Raw genomic sequence first — 21,045 nt, forward strand, 5'->3', positions numbered from 1 at the left:
AACGGTCAGTGGGAAGGATGAGATACCAGCTGTTTTACTCTGTCGGTGAGCATCTGGTTCACTGGTGCCGCCAGCCCCAGCTCCCGGGAGCGCCTGGCCACATAGCCGTTAATGTAGTCGATCTCGGTAGCACGGCCGCCCTGGAAGTCGCCGCGCATGGACGAGGTATTGGCAGACGTATTCCTGGCGACCCGTTCGATGTCGTCCCGCAGTTCCTCGGGCGAGTGGGGCGGCAGCCCCTCGGCCCTGATCAGGTTGGCCAGTTCTTCGCAAAGGGCGTCGATGTGGTCGAGGAACAGCGATGACTCGAGTATGTCGCCATTGCGGCAGTCCAGAATCGCGGTGAACGGGTTGATGCCGGCGTTCACCGCGAGTTTGCCCCACAGCCGTTCCAGAATGCGTTCTTCCCCCCGCACTTCCAGGCCTGACCGGGACAACTGACGGATGACCGTTGCGGACAGGCCGACGGCGTTCCCGGTCAGGGCACCGATCCAGGTATGCCCGCGGGCAGCGTGGACAACCCGGTCCGGCGCCGGGCGATTGGCCGCCTCGGTGGTGCTGGCGGCCAGCACGGGGCGTCGGGGCCAGCGGTCGGCGACTTCCTGCTGGCTGCCCAGGCCATTCTGGAACAGCACAATGGGACAGGATTCGGGCAGACGGTCGATGATCTCCGCCAGGGCGTCGACGGTGTCTCCCGCTTTGGTGGTGACCAGTAACAGCGTGGTCCCGGACAGCCCGGTCAGCCAGCGGCGAACGATGGTGTGTTCCCGCCCATCGCTGTCCTGGAGGCGGTAGTTGAGCCTGAAGGAGGACAGGGTGGTGGCGTTGCGCGGCACAAAACCGGTGGTGTCGGCGGGCAGGTAAGCGGCCCACAGGCGACCGAGGGCACCGGCGCCGAGGATGGCGATGTTTTCATCCTCGACACCGGACTGGGAAGGCTTGCTGGACGTGCGTGAAATTGGCACCTATATGGCCTCGATCTCGCGCCGCTGCTCACTCAGGCGCCGCTGGCTGCCCCGGGCATCGTGGAGTTTTTCCTGCTCCTTCTCCACCACCTCGGCCGGCGCCTTGGCGGTGAACTTTTCGTTGCCCAGCTTGCCTTCCAGGCGGCCGATTTCCTTCTGCAGGCGTTCCAGTTCCTTGTCCAGGCGCTTGAGCTCGGCATCCTTGTCGATCAGGCCGGCCATGGGCACCAGTACTTCCATCTCGCCCACCAGCTGGGTAGCGGACATGGGGGCCTTGTCGCCTTCGAACCACTCCAGTTTCTCCAGCTTGGCCAGGGACATCAGGAACTGACTGTTGTCGTTCATGCGCCGGCGGTCTTCGTCGTCCTGCCCGCGCAGCAGTACCGGAATCTGTTTCGCCGGGGAAATGTTCATTTCGCCGCGGATATTGCGCACCGCCACGATCACGCCCTTGAGCCACTCAATGTCCTTGGCGACGGCGGCATCCTGCTTGCTGCTGTCCGGTTCCGGGAAGGGCTGCAGCATGATGCTGTCGCCGCTCTTGCCGGCCAGGGGCGCGATGCGCTGCCAGATTTCCTCAGTGATGAACGGCATGATCGGGTGGGCCAGCCGCAGCACGGCTTCCAGCACCCGCACCAGGGTACGGCGGGTGCCCCGTTTGGCCTCGGCACTGGCGTTGTCGTCATTCAGCGCCGGCTTGGACAGCTCCAGGTACCAGTCGCAGTATTCGTTCCAGATGAACTCGTACAGGGCATAGGCCGCCAGGTCGAAACGGTACTGGTCCAGATGACGGATAACATCCTGCTCGCAGTTCTGCAGTTCGCTGGTGATCCAGCGGTCTGCCAGGGAGAGCTCAACCGGCTCGTCGTTGACGCCGCAATCCTGGTCCTCGGTATTCATCAGCACATAGCGGGCGGCGTTCCACAGCTTGTTGCAGAAGTTGCGGTAGCCTTCCAGGCGCTTCATGTCCCAGTTGATGTCGCGCCCGGTGGTCGCCATGGCGGCCAGGGTGAAGCGCAGGGCATCAGTGCCGTGGGCGGAGATACCCTCCGGGAATTCCTTCTTCGTACGCTTGCTGATTTTCTCGGCCAGTTTCGGCTGCATCAGATTGCCGGTGCGCTTGTCCAGCAGGTCATCCAGGCCGATACCGTCGATCATGTCCAGGGGGTCGATTACGTTGCCCTTGGACTTGGACATCTTGTCGCCATGCTCGTCACGGATCAGGCCGGTGACATAGACGGTATGGAAGGGCACCTGGGGCGTGCCGTCTTCGTTCTTCATGAAGTGCATGGTCATCATGATCATGCGGGCGACCCAGAAGAAGATGATGTCGAAACCGGTGACCAGTACATCCGTGGGGTGGAAGGTTTTCAGGCGTTCGGTGATTTCCGGCCAGCCCAGGGTGCCGAAGGTCCAGAGGGCGGAACTGAACCAGGTGTCCAGTACGTCCTCGTCCTGCTGCAGTGCCAGATCGTCGGCCAGGCTGTACTTCCGGCGCACGTCGGCCTCGTCGCGGCCCACGTAGATGTTGCCTTCGCTGTCGTACCAGGCTGGAATCCGGTGCCCCCACCACAGCTGGCGGGAAATGCACCACTCCTGGATGTCCCGCATCCACGCGAAGTACATATTCTCGTACTGCTTGGGCACGAACTGGATGCGGCCGTCTTCCACCGCCTCGATGGCGGGCCTGGCCAGGGTTTTGGCGTCCACGAACCACTGATCGGTGAGCATGGGTTCGATAATCAGGCCGGACCGGTCGCCCCGGGGCACGCTCAGAACATGGTCCTCGATCTGCTCCACCAGACCCAGGGCTTCCATGTCGGCCACAATCCGGTTGCGGGCGTCCTCGCGGGTCAGGCCGGCATAGGCCTGGGGCATGGTGCCGTCCAACTCGGTGTTTTCGGTGCCATCGGCATTGAATATTTCCGCCACCGCACGGATGTTGGCGTCGTGACTCATGACGTTGATCAACGGCAGGTTGTTGCGTTTGCCTACTGCATAGTCGTTGAAGTCGTGAGCCGGGGTGATCTTGACGCAGCCGGAGCCCTTTTCCGGGTCCGCGTGGTGGTCGGCCACAACAGGAATGCGGCGATTCACCAGCGGCAGCATGACATGCTTGCCGATCAGGTGCTGGAAGCGCTCGTCGTCCGGGTGCACGGCTACGGCGGTGTCACCGAGCATGGTTTCCGGGCGGGTCGTGGCCACGATCACGTAGTCCTTGCCGTCCTCGGTCTTTTCGCCGTCGGCCAACGGATAACGCAGGTGCCAGAAAAGACCTTTCTCTTCCTTGTTCTCCACTTCCAGGTCGGAGATCGCAGTGTGCAGTTTGGGATCCCAGTTCACCAGCCGCTTGCCACGGTATACCAGGCCGTCGTCGTGGAGGCGAACGAACACTTCCTGCACGGCCTTGTAGAAACCATCGTCCATGGTGAAGCGCTCGTTGCTCCAGTCCACGGAGGTGCCCAGCCGGCGCATTTGCCCGGTAATGGTGCCGCCGGACTGTTGCTTCCAGTCCCAGATGCGTTTGACAAAGGCTTCGCGGCCCAGGTCGTGGCGGGTCTTGCCTTCCTCATCAGCCAGTTTGCGTTCCACTACCATCTGGGTGGCTATACCGGCGTGGTCGGTGCCTACCGTCCACAGGGCGTTACGACCCTGCATCCGGCGATAGCGGGTAAGGGTATCCATGATGGTGTGCTGGAAGGCGTGCCCCATGTGCAGGCTGCCGGTCACATTGGGCGGTGGGATGGCGATACTGTAGGGCTGGCCTTCACCGCTGGGGCGAAAATACCCCTTGGATTCCCAGTTTTCGTACCACTGGCGCTCGATGTTTTCTGGCTGGTAGGTTTTTTCCATGGGTGTCTTCTGGTGACCGTCTGGTTGATTCGCGAGGGAAATTGGAGGGCACGATTATACATGCTCGCCGGGGTTGCGGCGAATGGGCCAAAGCTGTGCATTGGCGGGCGTTTGTAAGGTCTCACTGCGCACGTCTGTGCCGGTAGAGCCGGACCCGCGTGCTTCAGCTGCGGTGCAGGCCCCGCAGACAGGTGTGGTGGGCTTTATGTTTTTCTTTGATCATGAACCCTCGGTTCAATACCCAGGGCCCTGAGCTGTTTGAATTGCGAACGAGCCGTATTCAGGGTTTCCGGGTCATTGTGCGCTACCAACGCCAGTCGCCTGAACCGGTCAGCGTCTGCGGGGAGCTTTGCTGACAGGACCACCACGGTGTCCCAGTCATCGGCCACAGGCTCGCATAACAGGATGCCCACCGGGTCGGAGCAGCGGGTGGCAGAGTCGGGGACAATGCTGTGGGGAATGAACGCCTCCGGGGCGAAGTTCCACAGCAGATCGTCCAGCTCCTCGGCGTGGCCGTACTGGTCGCAGACAATACAGACCCGGTCGCCCTGCTGCCAGGCCTTGTCCACCAGGCGGACCGCATGGAGGTTGCGGTCCGCCGGAGTGGCCCCGGCGAGGATGTGAAACCAGTAGGAACGGTTTCCCTCCTTGCCCGCCGTTCCGGATGGGCCGTTACTTTCCGGCATGGGACATCAGGTAGTCGACCAGCAGAGGCACCGGACGCCCAGTGGAACCCTTGGCCTTGCCGGATAACCATGCCGTGCCGGCGATGTCCAGGTGTGCCCAACGGTAGTCTTTGGCAAAGCGGGACAGGAAACAGGCGGCGGTAATGGTGCCCGCCGGGCGACCGCCGATGTTCTGCATGTCGGCGAAGTTGCTGTCCAGCTGGCTCTGGTACTCGTCCCACAGGGGCAGGCGCCAGGCCCGGTCACCGGCCCGCTCGCCAGCGGCCAGCAGCTCGTCAGCCAGGTCGTCATTGTTGGCCAGGAGGCCGGTGGCCTGGTGGCCCAGGGCGATAATGGCAGCGCCGGTAAGGGTGGCCATGTCCACCACCACTTCCGGGTCGTACTTCTTGACGTAGGTGAGGGCATCGCACAGCACCAGGCGGCCTTCGGCATCGGTGTTGAGAATCTCGATGGTCTGGCCGGACATGGAGGTGACAATGTCGCCCGGACGGGTGGCAGTGCCGCTGGGCATGTTCTCGGCGGCGGCGACAACGGCGACCACGTTGATTTTTGGCCTGGTTTCGGCGATCGCCTGCATGGTGCCGAACACTGCTGCGGCGCCGCCCATGTCGTATTTCATCTCATCCATGCCTTCGCCGGGCTTGAGGCTGATACCGCCAGTGTCGAAGGTGATGCCCTTGCCGACCAGTACATAAGGCTTGTCTTTCGCCTTGCCGCCCTTGTATTCCATCACGATCAGGCGCGCGGGCTGGGCGCTGCCGGCGGAAACCGAGAGCAGACTGTTCATGCCCAGTTTCTTCATCTGTTTTTCGTCCAGCACTTCGGTCTTGATGACCTCATGCTCCCGGGCCAGATCCTTCGCCCGGTCGGCCAGCCAACTGGGGTGACAGACGTTGGGCGGGGTGTTGCCCAGGTCGCGGGTGAAGTTCATGCCCCGGCCGGTGGCCAGGCCCAGGTTAAACGAATCCTTGAGGGCCTTGCCGGCGCCTGAGGCCAGCACGGTGACTTTGGCCAGCTTGCGCTTTGGCGGCTGCTCACTCTTGAACTCGGTGAAGGTGTAGAATTGTTCTTCCAGGGTACGGCCAATCAGGCTCAGCCTGGCGCCTTCGGAGGTTGTGGCCTCCTCGCCGTTGAGTGGTGTGTCGGCAAGCGCGACGATCGCATCTTTGGCCGGGCTGTCCTTGAGGACACCTGCCGCCGCGATAAGGGCCTTGCGATAATCGGCGGGTTTCCGGTCCTGGTCCTTGCCGGTACCGACCACCAGTAACCGGCTCCAGGGGGCGTCTGGAGTGGGAACAAGCAGCGTGCTGGCATTCTTGCCGGATATATCACCGTTATTGTGCAGGGCCTTCAGCTGTCCGCCCATGATCTCGTCGGCCTGAGTGGTCGAGGCGGGCCAGTCGCCTTTTTCCGGTACGGCCACGACCAGACATTCGGTTCTGGCACTGCTGATTGCTTTGCTGCTCAGGGTGAAACTCATGGCGACTCCTGATGGTTGTCGGCAGGTTGAAAGGGATATTCCTATAGCATCGGGGTCTGCTCCCGATTTATCAAGCGTGTAGATGCATTTCCCGATTTCGGGGAGTTGCTCTGTACCCTGTCATTTGTGGTGCAGGTTCCATAGAATAGCGCCCATTCATTACGCTGGTCACAGCCCATTGCGAGGCCTTTCTTGAGCATCATTTTTCGCTACCTGACCCGCCAGACCCTGGCCACCATGCTTGCCGTTTCCGGTGTGCTGCTGATGGTGTTCATGAGCGGCCGGTTCATCAAGTACCTGGCTGAGGCAGCCGCCGGCGAGCTGTCGGCTGACGTGCTGTTTGCGATCATGGGCTATCGTTTTCCCGGCTTTCTCGAGCTGATCCTTCCCTTGGGTTTCTTTATCGGCATTCTGCTTGCCTATGGCCGGATGTATCTGGAAAGCGAGATGACGGTGCTGTTTGCCTGCGGCGTCAGCGACCGGCAGGTGCTTGGCCACACTCTGGTTGCGGGGTTCGTGGTCATGCTGCTGGTCGGTGCCATGAGCCTGTGGGTAACCCCCTGGGGCATGAAAAATGTCGATCGCATCTTCAACGAACAGAGCCAGGCCACAGAGTTCGAGATGCTGACGCCGGGGCGCTTTCAGAGCCTGGATGATGGCGGGCGGGTGACCTACACCCGGTCGCTCAGTGATGACAGGCGCATGCTCCAGGGTGTCTTCATCGCCGAGTATTCGGAAACCGATGAACAACTGAGCCTGGTGGTGGCTGACGAGGGTTCGCAGTTCGTGGACGATGAAACTGGCAGCCGCTTCCTGGTGCTGGAGAACGGAGCGCGCTTCCAGGGACTGCCCGGCGAACTGGACTACTCGGTGACGGAGTTCGAAGCCTACGGGCTCAAGATAGCCGAACAGGACGCCCGGGGCAGCATTGACGAAGAGGGGCTGAGTACCGCGGCGCTGATGCGATCCGATGACCCGGAACTGCGGGCGCTGCTGCACTGGCGCTTTTCGCTGCCACTGATCGTACCGGTGGTGACCCTGCTGGCGGTGCGGCTGAGCCGGGTGAATCCGCGCCAGGGGCGGTTCTTCCACCTGCTGCCGGCCATGATGATCTATATCCTCTACCTGGGCCTGCTGATTGTCGCGAGGGATGCGCTGGCCTCCGGCAGGGTGCCTGAATGGATCGGCATGGCCTGGGTACATGTGCTGTTCCTGGCGCTCGGCCTGTGGCTGCAGTTTGGTCCGGCCTGGCTGCGCCGGCGCCGGCTTGAGCGTGAAGGAGGTGCCCGTGCGCAGGCTTGACCGTTACATCATGGGCAACGTGGGTGGCGCCATGTTTCTGGTGATGCTGGTGGTGTTGTCGCTGGACCTGATATTCGGTTACATCGCCGAGCTAGAGGATACCCGCAACGATTACCAGGCGTTCGAGGCGGTCATCTATATGCTGCTGACCCTGCCCCGACGCATCTACGATTACCTGCCCCTGGGCGCCTTCATGGGTTGCCTGGTGGGGCTGGGGGCGATGGCCAGCTCATCGGAGCTGACCGTGATACGGGCCGCGGGAGTCTCCATCAAGCGGATTGTCTGGTCGGCCATGAAGCCGGCGCTGGTGGTGGTGCTGATTGGCCTGGTTATCGGTGAGTATGTGGCGCCCCCGGCGGAGCGCATGGCCCAGAGCCAGAAGGCGGTCGCCCGGGGCGGGGCCGGCAATATTGCCGATTCCGGCGGCGTCTGGCACCGGGAAGGGGATACCTTTATCCATCTCAATGCTGTCAGGCCCGGAGGGGAGCTTCAGGGGGTCGCGCTATTTCGCTTCAACGACGACCGCTGGCTCGTATCCGCCAGTTACGCGGAGTCCGCGACGTACCAGGGCGGTTACTGGCAGTTGCAGGATGTCCGCAAGACCTACCTGTCCCGGGACAATACACGCCAGGAGCGGGTGGCGCAGGAACGCTGGGAAAGCGGCCTGACCCCGGATGTGCTCAGCGTGCTGGTGGTCAAGCCCGAAAACCTGCCCCTGAGCGGGTTGTTCACCTACGCCAGTTACCTGGATGAGCAGGGACTCAACTCCGGCCAGTACTGGCTGGCGTTCTGGAAAAAGGTGCTGATGCCATTGGGCACCGGGGTGATGGTGATTGTCGCCATTTCGTTTATCTTCGGCCCGCTGCGTTCCGTCACCATGGGGTTCCGCGTGTTCACCGGGCTGATTGTTGGCCTGCTGTTCAAGTACATGCAGGATCTGCTGGGGCCCATGAGCCTGGTGTTCGGCTTCAACCCGGTGCTGGCGATTCTCATACCCATTCTGATCAGCGGTGCCGTCGGCGCCTGGCTGATGCGCCGGGCGGGCTGAGCAGGTTTTCAGGCCTTGTTCTGCTTTGGTGTTGCTACTACTACGCTATTGGACGCCCGGTCAGTCAGGGACAGGCCGTTGATCGGGTAGAACAGTGCGATGATCGCGGGAGCGGTCAGAAGCAGGGTGACAGAGCCGATGTAATAGCCGGCCAGCATGGCAAGAAAAATGACGGCCGCCGCCGTGCCATACCGAAGCAGCGCCTGGGTCCAGCTCACCGATGTGCCGTCGAGGTTCTCGATGCGAATGCGCCAGACCTGCATGCCCAGGGTCTGGCCGACACGGGTCCAGAAATAGGCAAAGAACACGTAGAGCACCAGGAACAGTACGAAGGTCAGCCCCGGGTCACCGGACAGCTGACCGGCTTCCGCCATCTTTTCGTAACGCTCCCAGCCGGTCACCCAGCCCGCGATCATGGTGTAGATCCAGGTGGCTACCAGCAGCACGGCGATGCAGATCAGGCCGTCATAGATGATGGCCAGTGCCCGCTTGAGCGCGGAGGCGGGTGGCGGCAATTCCTCGGCGTCATGAAAGCGACGGGGCATGGGGGCTCCTGTGTGGTTTCACGTTTTTCCTGATTTCGGCGTGTGCTAGAGTAGCGGATTTGCACATGCATGTAATCAATTGCGGCCCCGGGGACGATTGCCCCGTGTTTCTGGCCCATGTCTCTCGAAAGGTATCAAAGGTCTATGAAAACCGCAGAGTTGCGTCAGGCGTTTCTCAAGTATTTTGAACAGCAGGGGCATACCATTGTGCCCAGCAGTTCGCTGGTTCCCCACGACGACCCCACGCTGCTGTTCACCAATGCGGGTATGAACCAGTTCAAGGATGTCTTCCTTGGTCGCGAGGAGCGCGATTATGTTCGTGCCACCAGCTCCCAGAAGTGCGTCCGGGCCGGGGGCAAGCACAATGATCTGGAAAACGTGGGTTATACCGCCCGTCACCATACCTTCTTCGAGATGCTGGGCAACTTCAGTTTCGGCGACTATTTCAAGCGTGAAGCCATCCACTTTGCGTGGACCTTCCTCACCGGGGAGCAATGGCTGAAATTGCCTCAGGAGAAGCTCTGGATCACGGTCTACGCGGACGACGAGGAAGCCTTCAATATCTGGAATCAGGAAGTCGGTGTTCCCGCCGAGCGCATTATCCGCATCGGTGACAACAAGGGTGCCCGTTTCGCTTCCGACAACTTCTGGCAGATGGGTGACACCGGCCCCTGCGGCCCCTGCTCGGAAATCTTCTACGACCATGGCCCCGATGTGGCCGGCGGCCCCCCCGGCAGCCCCGAGGAAGACGGCGATCGCTACATCGAGATCTGGAACGTGGTCTTTATGCAGTACAACCGTACCGCCGACGGCGAGATGCTCCCGCTGCCCAAGCCCTCGGTGGATACCGGCATGGGTCTGGAGCGCATTACCGCCGTGCTGCAGGGCGTGCACAGCAATTATGAAATCGACCTGTTCCAGGACCTGCTGAAGGCGGCGTCCGACGTGTTGGGCGGTGTCGCCACCACCGAGGCGTCCCTGCGGGTAGTGGCGGACCATATCCGGTCCTGTGCCTTCCTTATTGCCGATGGCGTCATGCCGTCCAACGAGGGCCGTGGTTCCGTGCTGCGCCGGATCATTCGCCGTGCCGCCCGTCACGGCAACAAGCTGGGTGCGTCCGGCCCGTTCTTCCACAAGCTGGTGGGCGCGCTGGTGGATCTGATGGGGGATGCCTACCCGCAACTGCGCAGCAGCCAGAAGCAGATTGAAAAGGTGCTGCTGCAGGAAGAAGAGCAGTTCGCCAAGACCCTCGACAAGGGGCTGCGCCTGCTGGAGCAGGATATCGCCGGCCTCAAGGGTAGCGAAATTCCCGGGGAAACCATCTTTACCCTCTATGACACCTATGGCTTCCCGGTGGACCTGACCAATGACATTGCCCGCGAGCGTGGCCTGACCCTGGACTACGAGGGTTACGAGAAGGCCATGGAACGCCAGCGTGAGCAGGCCCGGTCGGCGAGCAAGTTCGGTATCGATTACAACGCCGCCGGCATCAAGCTGGAAGGCAAGACCGAATTTACCGGTTATGAGCATATCGACGGCCACGAAACCATCCGTACGGTCCTGGTGGGTGGTGAGGAGAAGGCTGCCGAGGCCGGTGACGAAGCGGTCATCGTGCTGGAGCGAACACCCTTCTATGCCGAGTCCGGTGGTCAGGTAGGTGACACCGGTCTGCTGACCTGGAGTGGTGGCCGCTTCCAGGTGAATGATACCCGCAAGGAAGGTGACAACCACCTGCATATCGGCACCGTGGTAGAAGGCGACTTCACCCCCGGGCAGGAGGTGGACGCACGGATTGATCACAAGCGTCGTGAAGACACCAAGAAAAATCACTCCGCCACGCACCTGATGCATGCCGCGCTGCGCAATGTGCTGGGCGAGCACGTGAGCCAGAAGGGCTCGCTGGTGGATCCGGACAAGCTGCGCTTCGATTTCTCTCATTTCGAGCCGCTGACGGAGGAGCAGCTGTCGGAGATTGAGCGTCAGGTTAACGAGGAAATTCTGGCCAACACGCCGGTCCAGACTGAGCTGATGGATATCGAAAGCGCGAAGGACAAGGGTGCCATTGCCCTGTTCGGCGAAAAGTACGGCGACACTGTTCGGGTGCTGAGCATGGGTGCCGACGATTACTCGGTCGAGCTCTGTGGCGGCACTCATGTCGCACGTACCGGTGATATTGGCCTGTTCCGCATCACCTCTGAAAGCGGCGTCTCCGCCGGCGTCCGCCGTATCGAGGCGGTGACCGGATTTGGTGCCCTGCGCTGGGTCAGCAAAACGGAAGAAACCCTGGATCGTGTCGGCAAGCTGGTCCGGGGTAACCGTGACACCGTGGTGGACAAGGTACAGGCGGTCATCGATCGCAATCGCCAGCTGGAAAAAGAGGTCGAGCAGCTCAAGGGCAAGCTGGCCAGTTCTGCCGGTGCCGATCTGGCGGGCTCCGCGGTTGACGTCAAGGGGCTGAAAGTGGTGGCTGCGCAGCTTGATGGCGCTGATCGCAAGTCACTGATGGAAACCGCCGATCAGCTCAAGAACAAGCTGGGCGAAGGCGTCGTGGTGCTGGCCAGTGTTGAGGATGGCAAAATTACCCTGGTGGCCGGGGTCACCAAGTCCGCGACGTCTCGTATCAAGGCCGGCGACCTGATGAAGCACCTTGCCGGACAAGTGGAGGGCAAGGGCGGCGGCCGCCCCGACATGGCCCAGGGTGGCGGCAACAACCCGGCTGCGCTGCCGGCTGCACTTGAGGGCGTGGCCGGCTGGGTAGAGGAAAACGCCGGCTGATTGAAATGTGAAATCGCCGGCTCGCGGCTGTCTTTTGATCGACAACCGTGTGTATAATTCGGCGGTTTTTTCGGCCGGGCACGCGGATGCCCGGCCTTCGGGGCGGCCCGATTCCGACACTGGTGTTCCGTATAGGCAAGTCGCACACGGAACACTGGCCGGGGTCGGGCCGCTTGGTATCCCTGACCGGATAATTTCAGGAAGAACATGGCTCTGCTGGTTCAGAAGTTCGGAGGTACATCCGTCGGCTCGGTCGAGCGGATCGAGGCGGTTGCGGACAGGCTCTGTCGTTCGCGGAATGACGGCCACGATGTCGTGGTCGTGGTGTCTGCCATGAGTGGTGAAACCAACCGCCTGATCGCCCTGGCTAACGATATCATGGAGGAACCCACTCCCCGCGAGATGGACGTGCTGGTGTCTACCGGCGAACAGGTCACCATTGCCCTGCTGTCCATGGCCCTGCAGAAGCGGGGCTGCGAGGCCCGCTCATACACCGGTTCCCAGGTGCGCATCCTTACTGACAGCGCCCACACCAAGGCCCGCATCCAGGACATAGACGAGCGCAATATGCGTGGCGACCTGGACAAGGGCCGAGTGGTAGTTGTGGCGGGCTTCCAGGGTGTGGACGAACACGGCAATATTACCACCCTGGGCCGCGGCGGGTCGGACACCACGGCCGTGGCACTGGCTGCGGCGCTGAAAGCGGACGAGTGCCAGATTTACACCGATGTGGATGGTGTCTACACCACCGATCCGCGGGTAGTGGACGCCGCCCGTCGGCTGGATCGCATTACTTTCGAGGAAATGCTTGAAATGGCGAGCCTAGGCTCCAAGGTCCTGCAGATACGGGCCGTGGAATTTGCCGGCAAGTACAATGTGCCTTTAAGGGTGCTATCTTCCTTCAAGGAGGGCGAGGGCACCCTGATTACCTTTGAGGACGAAAGCACCATGGAACAACCGGTTGTTTCCGGCATTGCATTTAACCGAGACGAAGCCAAACTGACCATTTCGGGCGTACCTGATACACCCGGCATTGCGCTTCGTATACTCAAGCCGGTGAGCGATGCGAACATCGAAGTGGACATGATTGTCCAGAACGTCGGTGCGGACAATCACACGGATTTTACGTTTACCGTGCATCGCAACGATTTCCGTCGTACCCGCGAGATTCTCGACAAACTGGCCAGTGAACTCGGTGCCCGTGAAGTGGCCGGTGATGACAGAATTGCCAAGGTCAGTATTGTCGGTGTTGGTATGCGGTCTCACGCCGGTGTGGCCACTCGCATGTTTGAAGCGCTGTCCAATGAAGGCATTAATATCCGGATGATCTCCACCTCTGAAATCAAGATATCGGTGGTGATTGACGAAAAGTATCTTGAGCTGGCAGTCAGGGCGCTACACAGCGCGTTTGAGCTGCATACAGCCGAGTCAGAGGCCCGATAAAAGGGCGGATAAACAGGTCGGTCCGCCAGGGTCTCGTTATAAAAAGGGAACCAAAGTCGCTCTTGAGTCGTCATACTGTTGCCTGTAAGGGATTGTTCGACTTTTGAGCCGGTAGATTCCCGTATAAATTAGTAACTAATTGTTCAAGTCGGAACAGGTAGCTCTGGAATAGGGAGTAAAGGACATGTTGATCTTGACCCGCCGCGTAGGCGAAACCCTGATGGTCGGTGACGAAGTCACCGTGACTGTGCTGGGTGTGAAAGGAAACCAGGTACGTATCGGTGTGAATGCCCCGAAGGAAGTGGCTGTACACCGTGAAGAAATCTATCAGCGCATCCAAAGTGAAAAGGGCGATCCGGAAGGCCCGGAACCCGGCAATAGCTGATTGAGGTACCGGGGCCCGCAGGGGCCCTTGCCCTACGGATAGCCGCCGCGACCTCAGGGTGTGGCGGCTTTTCCGTTGTGGTTTCAGGGGATGGCTCAGGCAGTCAGAAAAAATCTGTGTCAACCCTATGAAAACAGAAAAATTATGGTAGTATACGCGCCGTTGTCACGGAGAGGTGGGTGAGTGGCTGAAACCAGCTCCCTGCTAAGGAGCCGTACGAGCAATCGTACCGAGGGTTCGAATCCCTCCCTCTCCGCCATTTCCTTTTTGGTCAATAAAGGAAAGAATGATGGCAGGTTGAGATAGCAATCAACAGATGCGCGGCTGTAGCTCCCCGGAGCGCCGGCCGGCTGGATAAAGCACCTGGCCACGAACCAGGCGGTCGGAAACCCGACCGAGAAGAGCAGAGTTTGATGCGCGGCTGTAGCTCAGCTGGATAGAGTACCTGGCTACGAACCAGGCGGTCGGAGGTTCGAATCCTCCCAGCCGCGCCATTTATTTGCACAGTCTCATCGTAAACCCGGAGAACGCGACATACTCCAGAGCACGATGGGATTCGAACCGAAAGAGGTTCGACCGTAGTGCGCGGCAGCGCACGGAGGAACGCCGGAGCAACGCGACGGCGGCCCCGATAGGGGTGAGGGCCGAAGGCCCGCATAATCCTCCCAGCCGCGCCACTTATTAGCACAGTCTCATCGTAAATCCGGAGAACGCGACATACTCTGGAGCCCGATGGGATTCGAACCGAAAGAGGTTCGACCGAGATTTAACAAGTTTTGATGCGCGGCTGTAGCTCCCCGGAGCGCCGGCCGGCTGGATAAAGCACCTGGCGACGAACCAGGCGGTCGGAGGTTCGACCGACATTGCTAAAGTTTTGATGCGCGGCTGTAGCTCAGCTGGATAGAGTACCTGGCTACGAACCAGGCGGTCGGAGGTTCGAATCCTCCCAGCCGCGCCACTTATTTGCATAATCTCATCGTAAACCCGGAGAACGAGACATACTCCGGAGTTCGATGGGATTCGAACCGGAAGAGGTTCGACCGTAGTGCGCGGCAGCGCACGGAGGAACGCCGGAGCACAGCGACGGCGGCCCGTAGGGAAGGGCCGAAGGCCCGCATAATCCTCCCAGCCGCGCCATTTATACAAAGACGCCTCAGTCTGGAGCTCCCCTCCTGCTGAGGCGTTCTTCGTTGTGCACTGGGAGGATTTGAACCGATAGAGGTTCGACCGGAGTGCGCGAAGCGCACGGAGGAACGCGGGAGCGTAGCGACGGCGGCCCGAAGGGAAGGGCCAAAGGCCCGCATAATCCTCCCAGCCGCGCCATTTACATAAAGACGCCTCAGTCTGGAGCACCCCTCCTGCAGAGGCGTTTTTCGTTGTACCCGGGAAAAGTTGTCCACAGCCCGCCCACCTCTGCCTATCGTTTTCGCCTGCCAGTACGAACTGAACTCTATGACAATGAATTGCTTCTTGCGCCGTTAACAAACATATCCTACTTTGTTACACACGGTTACAAAATCGTGTTCCGCTGAGCAAAATAAGATGAACTACAACAAAAATGTGGAGTAACGAAATGGGCTATAACAAACACGTACTGGCGCTAGCCTGTGCCGCTGCAGTAGGACTTGCGAGCCCTGTACTGCAGGCCAAGAACGCCAACGACAACCAGGGCAAGGGCATTGGCTGGGGGGTCAATAAAGACCTCGTTCGGGACCATGACAGCCGGGAGTTTACGGTTGCGGAAGATCTTTCATTTGATGCGCAACCAGGGGCTTCCGCTTATTCGGGAACCTATGAAGGCGTTCAGGGTCCGGCTGTCTATGCAGCTGAGATTCCTGATGGCTGGGATGGCGATGGCCTGGTTATGTATACCCATGGTTATCGTGGTGAAGGCGAGACGCTCGGGGTTTCGGTACCGGATCTGGCGTGGCGTGCAACGGTTCTTGCTGCGGGCTATGCGTGGGCAGCCTCTTCATATTCTGCCAATTACTATGATGTGCGCGCAGGTATCGAAGACACCAACAAACTGGCCCTGGAGGTCATGGATTACATTGAAGCTGACTTTGATACTGGCTATTTGGCTCCCGACCAGATTCTGATCTCCGGTTATTCCCTGGGTGGTCACACAGCGGCAGCGGCCGTTGACCGGGAGAACATGGAGAGGACGGCCTATCCAGTGAACTATGAAGGCGCGCTACCGTTCTGCCAGGCCGAACAGAATCAGTTTCAATGGCTCGGCGATTACACTCGCGTGATTCAGGAGCTTTCTGGCTTCGGTGATACACCCCCCGAAGAGTATCAGGATACCTTGCCCAGCATGCTGGTAGCACTTTTCGAGACTGACGGTGGAGGCAATATTACCTGGGAGCCAGCGAACCAGAATGGCGAACGAGCCAAGCAGATCGCCATGGATCTTACCGGTGGCGAGCGTCCAATATTTTTCGACCATGGTTTTCCCAATCCTGGCCTTCAGTACGCAGTGCTTGGCACCGGCGGTCGGGAAGGTGATATCAATGGAATTCTGGCCCGAAATTACTACGACAACACCGATCGGGTTTATCGCTGGACTGACGGTCCGCGCTTTACCGGACAGGAACGGGCGTTTACCGCGAAAGTCGGTCGCTTCCAGGCAGATCTGGGCGTTAACCCGCTCCAGGACGACGGTGTTCGCTGGCTGCCTCTGGTGCAAGGGGATTTCGATGTTCCCGTTCTGACCATGCACACACTAGGTGACTTCTATGTGCCTTTCGTCCACCAGCAGTTGTACCGTGAGGGTGCGATCGAAAATGGCGCTGAAGACTTGCTTGTTCAGCGGGCTATCCGTGCGCCAAGTCACTGTGACTTCACAGCAAGTGAAATCAGTACTGCACTGGTTGATTGGTTGAGTTGGGTTAACGAAGGCGAAGCGGCCAAACCGGATGGAGATGAGGTTCTTGATCCTGCAGTTGTCGCCGATCCGGAATATGGCTGTAAATTCACTGTCAACGACGGCACTCAAGGGCGGGCTGCCCTTGGGCTTCCGCCCTGTGGAAGCTGATCAGCGAATTCCTTCACCGGAATGAACCGGACAGGGACGCTGACTGCGTCCCTGTCTTTTCAGCGTAAATACATCAAAATGACCAGAATTTCGTCATCTTTATCGGGGCCTCTTTGGACGCTGATCCCTATAGATGTAAACTGCCCCTTAAGGCCGGTTGATTACCACATCAAATCATCCGGAATCTCATATCCCGCGTACGGATCGTCCTCATCCTGATCCGCCTGCTGCGCCCGATCATGCAGCACCACCACGGCGTCTGCATCCCTTTCCATAATCTTGCGGGCCACCGGCTCCGGGACCACTTCATAGCGTTCATCCATGAACACCACGGCAAGGCGTCCCCGTGACAGCTGGTCAGTCATGGTGTCGTCCACCAGGATTTTCTTGATCTTCTTGCCGTGGACAAACTGGTAATCCGTCTGGCAACGACTGCGATCAAGGCGGTTGGTTTCCACCAACTGACGGATCTGGGCGGTAATGGCCTTGCGGCGGGCTTCCTCATTGCGTTGCTCGTTGAGCTGGCGATCCCTTTCGGCTTTCTCCTCGCGGGCCTGCTGGGCACGGAGTTTGGTTTCGTCCTGCTGGACAGCGCCCTTGGGTTGTTGCTTGCGCTGCTTCTTCTTCTCTTTCTGATGGGCCTTGAGCTTCTTTTCGTCCGCAAGGCCCGCCTTGAGTAGTTGGTCCTGGAGTGATGCCATGTCTGCTTCCGTTGTCGGCGGTTCTGAATTGAAGGCGAGTTTCCGGTATTATAAGCGGCTCAAGGCCCTTGCCGTAACCTCCATTCTCGCTATCCGGATTTTTCCATGACTGCATTTCAGATACCTGGCCTGTCCAGCGCCATGCTCGACAACCTGACGGCGCTCGGTTTTGAAGCACCGACACCGATACAGCAGGTGACGATTCCTGCGGTGCTGGAAGGTCGTGACGTGATTGCCATGGCCCGAACGGGTTCCGGTAAGACCGCCGCCTTTGGTATCGGGATGGTTGAGCGGCTTGATGTAAAGCGTTTTGCCGTACAGGGACTGGTGCTGTGCCCGACCCGTGAACTGGCAGACCAGGTTGCCAGTGCACTCAGGGAGCTGGCCAGGGCCCGGCATAACATCAAGGTGCTGACCCTGTGCGGGGGTACGCCGATCGGCCCGCAGATTGGCTCCCTCAGTCATGGCGCCCATATCGTGGTGGGTACACCCGGGCGAATTCAGGACCACCTGGACAAGGAGACACTGTCCCTTGACCAGGTTCAGATGCTGGTGCTCGACGAGGCAGACCGCATGCTGGATATGGGCTTCCAGGATGCGGTGGAATCCATCGTGTCCCGTTGCCCGCAGCGGCGTCAGACCCTGCTGTTCTCTGCCACCTGGCCAGACCAGATTCGCCGGTTGAGTGGCCGCTACCAGCGTGATCCGGTCAGTCTGACGGTTACCGACGATAAAGAGCTCGCGCCCGCCATCACCGAGCGGTTCTATGAACTCTCTTCCGGCCAGGAGCTGGACGCGCTCAGCGGACTCCTGTCCGAACAGCAGCCTTCGGGGTGCCTGGTGTTCTGCGCTACCAAACAGGACTGCGATACGGTTGCGGCGGGGCTTGTGTCGAAGGGGTTCAGTGCCAGTCCGCTCCATGGTGATATGGACCAGAAGGAACGGGATCTGGTGCTGATCCGTTTCGCCAACCAGAGCTGCACGGTGCTGGTGGCGACGGACGTGGCGGCCCGCGGGCTGGATATTGATGACCTGCCGCTGGTGGTCAATCTGGAGCCGGCGCGTTCGCCGGAAACCCATACCCATCGCATCGGCCGCACGGGTCGTGCCGGCCGGGAGGGGTTGGCGGTGACCTTTTTAACGCCTGCCCATGCCCACAAGATCACCCGGCTGGAGCAGGCAACCGGTGAGGCGATCGAACCGCTTCCGGCCGATGAACTACTCAATGTTCCGGTTGCACCCCCGGCCACACGATACGTCACCCTGTGCATTTCCGGCGGCAAGAAAGACAAGGTAAGGCCGGGAGATATTCTGGGAGCCCTTACCGGGGAGGCGGGCCTGCCCGGTAACGTGGTGGGCAGGATCAATATTCAGCCGTTCCAGAGCTTTGTGGCAGTGGAAGCCGCGATGGCTGAAAAGGCCCGCAGGCGTCTGGAGGAAGGTCGTGTGAAAGGCAGGAAATTCCGGGTAAAAGTCGTGTAACCGGGGGCTTTGATCACCAGAGTCATCATGCAACACTGATACGTGGTTTTGCCAATTGCATTTTGTGAAGTGCTGAAAAAATGCGGTTTTGCTGGGGGCGAGTTTGTTGCCCCCCTGTGAATAAAACGGTAAATTACGCAGGATTTTGCCTCCGGCAATGGTTTTCATTCTGGCCTGGACAGGGCCTGAAAGCCACTGCCAGAGGAAAAATCATCTAAATCAACACAGGTAGCACATGTTATGAGTGAGCTGATGTCACAGGCGATCGACCTGATGATCGCAGGCATGGGTTTCGTGTTCGTATTCCTGGTTATCCTGGTATTCGCAACGCTGCTCATGTCGAAAATCATTGGCCGATTCGCGCCGCCCGAGCCGGCAACCCCGGCCAGGACGCCACGTGCCAAAGCGTCTGCACCCGCCGCGGTTGATCCCGACACGGCGGAAGCAATCAAGAAAGCCATTGCACAATACCGGTCACGCCACAAGAAGTGACCGGCGCAGAACACTAGAACCTTTTTACAGAAGGCTGACACGATGACTGACACCAAGAAACCACTGGGGATTACCGACGTTATCCTGCGGGATGCGCACCAGTCCCTGCTGGCAACTCGCATGCGCCTGGACGACATGCTGCCGATTGCCGAGAAGCTCGACAAGGTAGGCTTCTGGTCATTGGAATCCTGGGGTGGAGCAACCTTTGACTCCTGTATCCGCTACCTGGGCGAGGATCCGTGGGAGCGGATCCGTGAACTGAAAAAAGCCATGCCGAACACGCCACAGCAGATGCTGCTGCGCGGTCAGAATCTGTTGGGTTACCGCCACTACGCAGACGACGTGGTAGACCGGTTCTGTGAACGTGCCGCCGAGAATGGCGTCGACGTGTTCCGGATTTTCGACGCCATGAACGATCCCCGTAACATGGACCGTGCCATTCAGGCCGTTCGCAAGACCGGCAAGCATGCCCAGGGTACCATCGCCTATACCACCAGCCCGGTGCACACCGTTGACATGTGGGTAGAGCTGGCGAAAGAAGTGGCCGACATGGGCGCGGACTCCATCGCCATCAAGGACATGGCCGGCATCCTCAAGCCTTACGTGGCTTACGAGCTGGTCAGCCGCCTGAAGAAAGAGCTGGATGTTCCCATCCACATGCAGTGCCACGCCACCACCGGCATGTCTACCGCCACGGCCGTCAAGGCCGCCGAGGCCGGTATCGACAACGTGGATACCGCCATCTCTTCCATGAGCATGACTTATGGCCACTCGCCCACTGAGGCAGTGGTAGCCATCCTCGAGGGCACTGAACGTGATACCGGGCTGGATCTGGAATTGCTCGAAGAAATTGCCAGTTACTTCCGCCAGGTTCGCAAGAAATATGCGAAATTCGAGGGCAGCCTGCGCGGCACTGACTCCCGTATCCTGATTGCCCAGGTGCCAGGTGGCATGCTGACCAACATGGAGAATCAGCTCCGCGAGCAGAACGCTACCGACAAGTTCGATGAGGTTCTGGCGGAAATTCCCAAGGTTCGTGAAGACCTGGGCTTTATCCCGCTGGTAACCCCCACCTCCCAGATCGTTGGTACCCAGGCGGTACTGAACGTGCTGACCGGTGAGCGCTACAAGTCGATCTCCAAGGAAACCGCCGCCATCCTCAAGGGTGAGTACGGTGCGGCGCCGGCCGATTTCAACAAGGAACTGCAGGAGCGTGTGCTGGATGGCAAGGAGCCTGTTACCTGTCGTCCGGCTGACCTGATCGAGCCGGAAATGGACAAGCTGACCAAGGAACTGAAAGAGCTGGCCGAGGAAAAGAACTTCAAGCTTGCGGAAAACGAAGTGGATGATGTTCTGACCTACGCCCTGTTTCCACAGATTGGCCTGAAGTTCCTGGAAAACCGCGGCAACCCGGATGCCTTCGAGCCGGTACCCTCCGCCGAAAGTGCTGCCGCTGCCTCCGCGCCGGCGAAGTCTGCCGACGGTCCGGAAACCTATACCGTGTCGGTCAACGGCAAGGAGTATGTGGTCGGGGTCACCGAAGGTGGTGAAATCAGCCAGATTGAAGCCAAGGGTGGTGCCGCCGCCGGTGGTTCTGCACCTGCTGCAGCCGCTCCCGATCCCGCTGCCGGTGAGGGCGAGCCCCTGCTGGCACCGCTGGGTGGCAACATCTTCAAGGTTCACGTTTCGCCGGGTGATCAGGTAGAAGACGGCGATGTGGTGATTATCCTCGAGGCCATGAAAATGGAAACCGAGGTTCGCGCCAACAAGTCCGGCACCGTCGGTGAAGTCTTCGTCAAGGTCGGCGATGCCGTATCTCCTGATGATGAAATGCTGACAATCGCATAAGGG

Annotated in this window: 15 protein-coding genes and 3 tRNA genes; 12 read left to right on the forward strand and 6 right to left on the reverse strand. The window is 59.8% G+C overall.

The features are described 5' to 3' along the window. Nucleotides 1–5: 5 nt before the first annotated feature. The 4 genes from IE079_RS04930 to IE079_RS04945 all read right to left on the reverse strand — a co-directional run bounded on the left by IE079_RS04930 (nucleotide 6) and on the right by IE079_RS04945 (nucleotide 5,984). Nucleotides 6–965: a ketopantoate reductase family protein gene (locus IE079_RS04930; protein ID WP_227712326.1), complete on the reverse strand. Its 960-nt coding sequence runs from the start codon at nucleotides 963–965 to the stop codon at nucleotides 6–8. After that, nucleotides 966–3,818, reverse strand: coding sequence for a valine--tRNA ligase (locus IE079_RS04935; RefSeq protein ID WP_189573704.1), 2,853 nt, complete (start codon nucleotides 3,816–3,818; stop codon nucleotides 966–968). It abuts the gene before it with no gap. A 203-nt stretch (nucleotides 3,819–4,021) separates the two neighbouring features. Further along, a complete protein-coding gene (locus IE079_RS04940; RefSeq protein ID WP_189573709.1) occupies nucleotides 4,022–4,504 on the reverse strand; it encodes a DNA polymerase III subunit chi in 483 nt (160 codons plus the stop codon). Further along, nucleotides 4,491–5,984, reverse strand: coding sequence for a leucyl aminopeptidase (locus IE079_RS04945; RefSeq protein ID WP_189573711.1), 1,494 nt, complete (start codon nucleotides 5,982–5,984; stop codon nucleotides 4,491–4,493). The genes IE079_RS04940 and IE079_RS04945 overlap by 14 nt, the downstream gene beginning before the upstream one ends. A gap of 192 nt (nucleotides 5,985–6,176) precedes the next feature. Between IE079_RS04945 and lptF the strand changes: the two genes are divergently transcribed. Together lptF and lptG are read left to right on the forward strand one after the other, a co-directional pair. Next, the gene (lptF, locus tag IE079_RS04950; RefSeq protein ID WP_189573713.1) at nucleotides 6,177–7,286 is read left to right on the forward strand and encodes an LPS export ABC transporter permease LptF; all 1,110 of its coding nucleotides are present in this window, start codon (nucleotides 6,177–6,179) and stop codon (nucleotides 7,284–7,286) included. Beyond that, the gene (gene lptG / locus IE079_RS04955) at nucleotides 7,273–8,334 is read left to right on the forward strand and encodes an LPS export ABC transporter permease LptG (protein ID WP_189573715.1); all 1,062 of its coding nucleotides are present in this window, start codon (nucleotides 7,273–7,275) and stop codon (nucleotides 8,332–8,334) included. Before lptF ends, lptG begins: the two co-directional genes overlap by 14 nt. An 8-nt stretch (nucleotides 8,335–8,342) precedes the next feature. Here lptG and IE079_RS04960 read toward each other — a convergent pair whose 3' ends face one another. Continuing rightward, the gene (locus tag IE079_RS04960) at nucleotides 8,343–8,879 is read right to left on the reverse strand and encodes an RDD family protein (protein WP_189573717.1); all 537 of its coding nucleotides are present in this window, start codon (nucleotides 8,877–8,879) and stop codon (nucleotides 8,343–8,345) included. A 144-nt stretch (nucleotides 8,880–9,023) separates the two neighbouring features. On the opposite strand from IE079_RS04960, the gene alaS reads away from it, so the two are divergent. The 7 genes from alaS to IE079_RS04995 all read left to right on the forward strand — a co-directional run bounded on the left by alaS (nucleotide 9,024) and on the right by IE079_RS04995 (nucleotide 16,519). Beyond that, nucleotides 9,024–11,654 carry an alanine--tRNA ligase gene (gene alaS / locus IE079_RS04965; protein WP_189573719.1) on the forward strand — a complete coding sequence of 877 codons (2,631 nt, stop codon included), beginning with the start codon at nucleotides 9,024–9,026 and terminating at the stop codon, nucleotides 11,652–11,654. Between the two features lie 207 nt (nucleotides 11,655–11,861). Then, nucleotides 11,862–13,097, forward strand: coding sequence for an aspartate kinase (locus IE079_RS04970; RefSeq protein WP_189573721.1), 1,236 nt, complete (start codon nucleotides 11,862–11,864; stop codon nucleotides 13,095–13,097). 184 nt (nucleotides 13,098–13,281) lie between these two features. Continuing rightward, complete coding sequence (gene csrA / locus IE079_RS04975) at nucleotides 13,282–13,482, forward strand: carbon storage regulator CsrA (RefSeq protein WP_189573723.1); 201 nt, start codon at nucleotides 13,282–13,284, stop codon at nucleotides 13,480–13,482. Between the two features lie 169 nt (nucleotides 13,483–13,651). Continuing rightward, a tRNA-Ser gene (locus IE079_RS04980) sits at nucleotides 13,652–13,741 on the forward strand. Between the two features lie 158 nt (nucleotides 13,742–13,899). Next, nucleotides 13,900–13,976: transfer RNA gene (locus IE079_RS04985), tRNA-Arg, on the forward strand. Between the two features lie 387 nt (nucleotides 13,977–14,363). Continuing rightward, nucleotides 14,364–14,440 (forward strand) — tRNA-Arg (locus tag IE079_RS04990). Between the two features lie 615 nt (nucleotides 14,441–15,055). Continuing rightward, nucleotides 15,056–16,519 carry an alpha/beta hydrolase gene (locus IE079_RS04995; RefSeq protein ID WP_189573727.1) on the forward strand — a complete coding sequence of 488 codons (1,464 nt, stop codon included), beginning with the start codon at nucleotides 15,056–15,058 and terminating at the stop codon, nucleotides 16,517–16,519. Nucleotides 16,520–16,680: 161 nt separating this feature from the next. On the opposite strand, the gene IE079_RS05000 is transcribed toward IE079_RS04995, so the two are convergent. After that, entirely contained in the window at nucleotides 16,681–17,220 is a 540-nt protein-coding gene (locus IE079_RS05000) for a DUF2058 domain-containing protein (RefSeq protein ID WP_189573730.1), read from the reverse strand. Between the two features lie 105 nt (nucleotides 17,221–17,325). On the opposite strand from IE079_RS05000, the gene dbpA reads away from it, so the two are divergent. The 3 genes from dbpA to oadA all read left to right on the forward strand — a co-directional run bounded on the left by dbpA (nucleotide 17,326) and on the right by oadA (nucleotide 21,042). Beyond that, complete coding sequence (gene dbpA, locus IE079_RS05005) at nucleotides 17,326–18,702, forward strand: ATP-dependent RNA helicase DbpA (protein ID WP_189573733.1); 1,377 nt, start codon at nucleotides 17,326–17,328, stop codon at nucleotides 18,700–18,702. 240 nt (nucleotides 18,703–18,942) lie between these two features. Continuing rightward, nucleotides 18,943–19,194, forward strand: a complete 252-nt coding sequence (locus IE079_RS05010; protein WP_189573736.1) for an OadG family protein — start codon at nucleotides 18,943–18,945, stop codon at nucleotides 19,192–19,194. A gap of 42 nt (nucleotides 19,195–19,236) precedes the next feature. Then, nucleotides 19,237–21,042 carry a sodium-extruding oxaloacetate decarboxylase subunit alpha gene (gene oadA, locus IE079_RS05015; protein WP_189573739.1) on the forward strand — a complete coding sequence of 602 codons (1,806 nt, stop codon included), beginning with the start codon at nucleotides 19,237–19,239 and terminating at the stop codon, nucleotides 21,040–21,042. Nucleotides 21,043–21,045: the final 3 nt, after the last annotated feature.

The organism is Marinobacter zhanjiangensis (genome assembly GCF_014651935.1).
Classification (GTDB): domain Bacteria; phylum Pseudomonadota; class Gammaproteobacteria; order Pseudomonadales; family Oleiphilaceae; genus Marinobacter; species Marinobacter zhanjiangensis.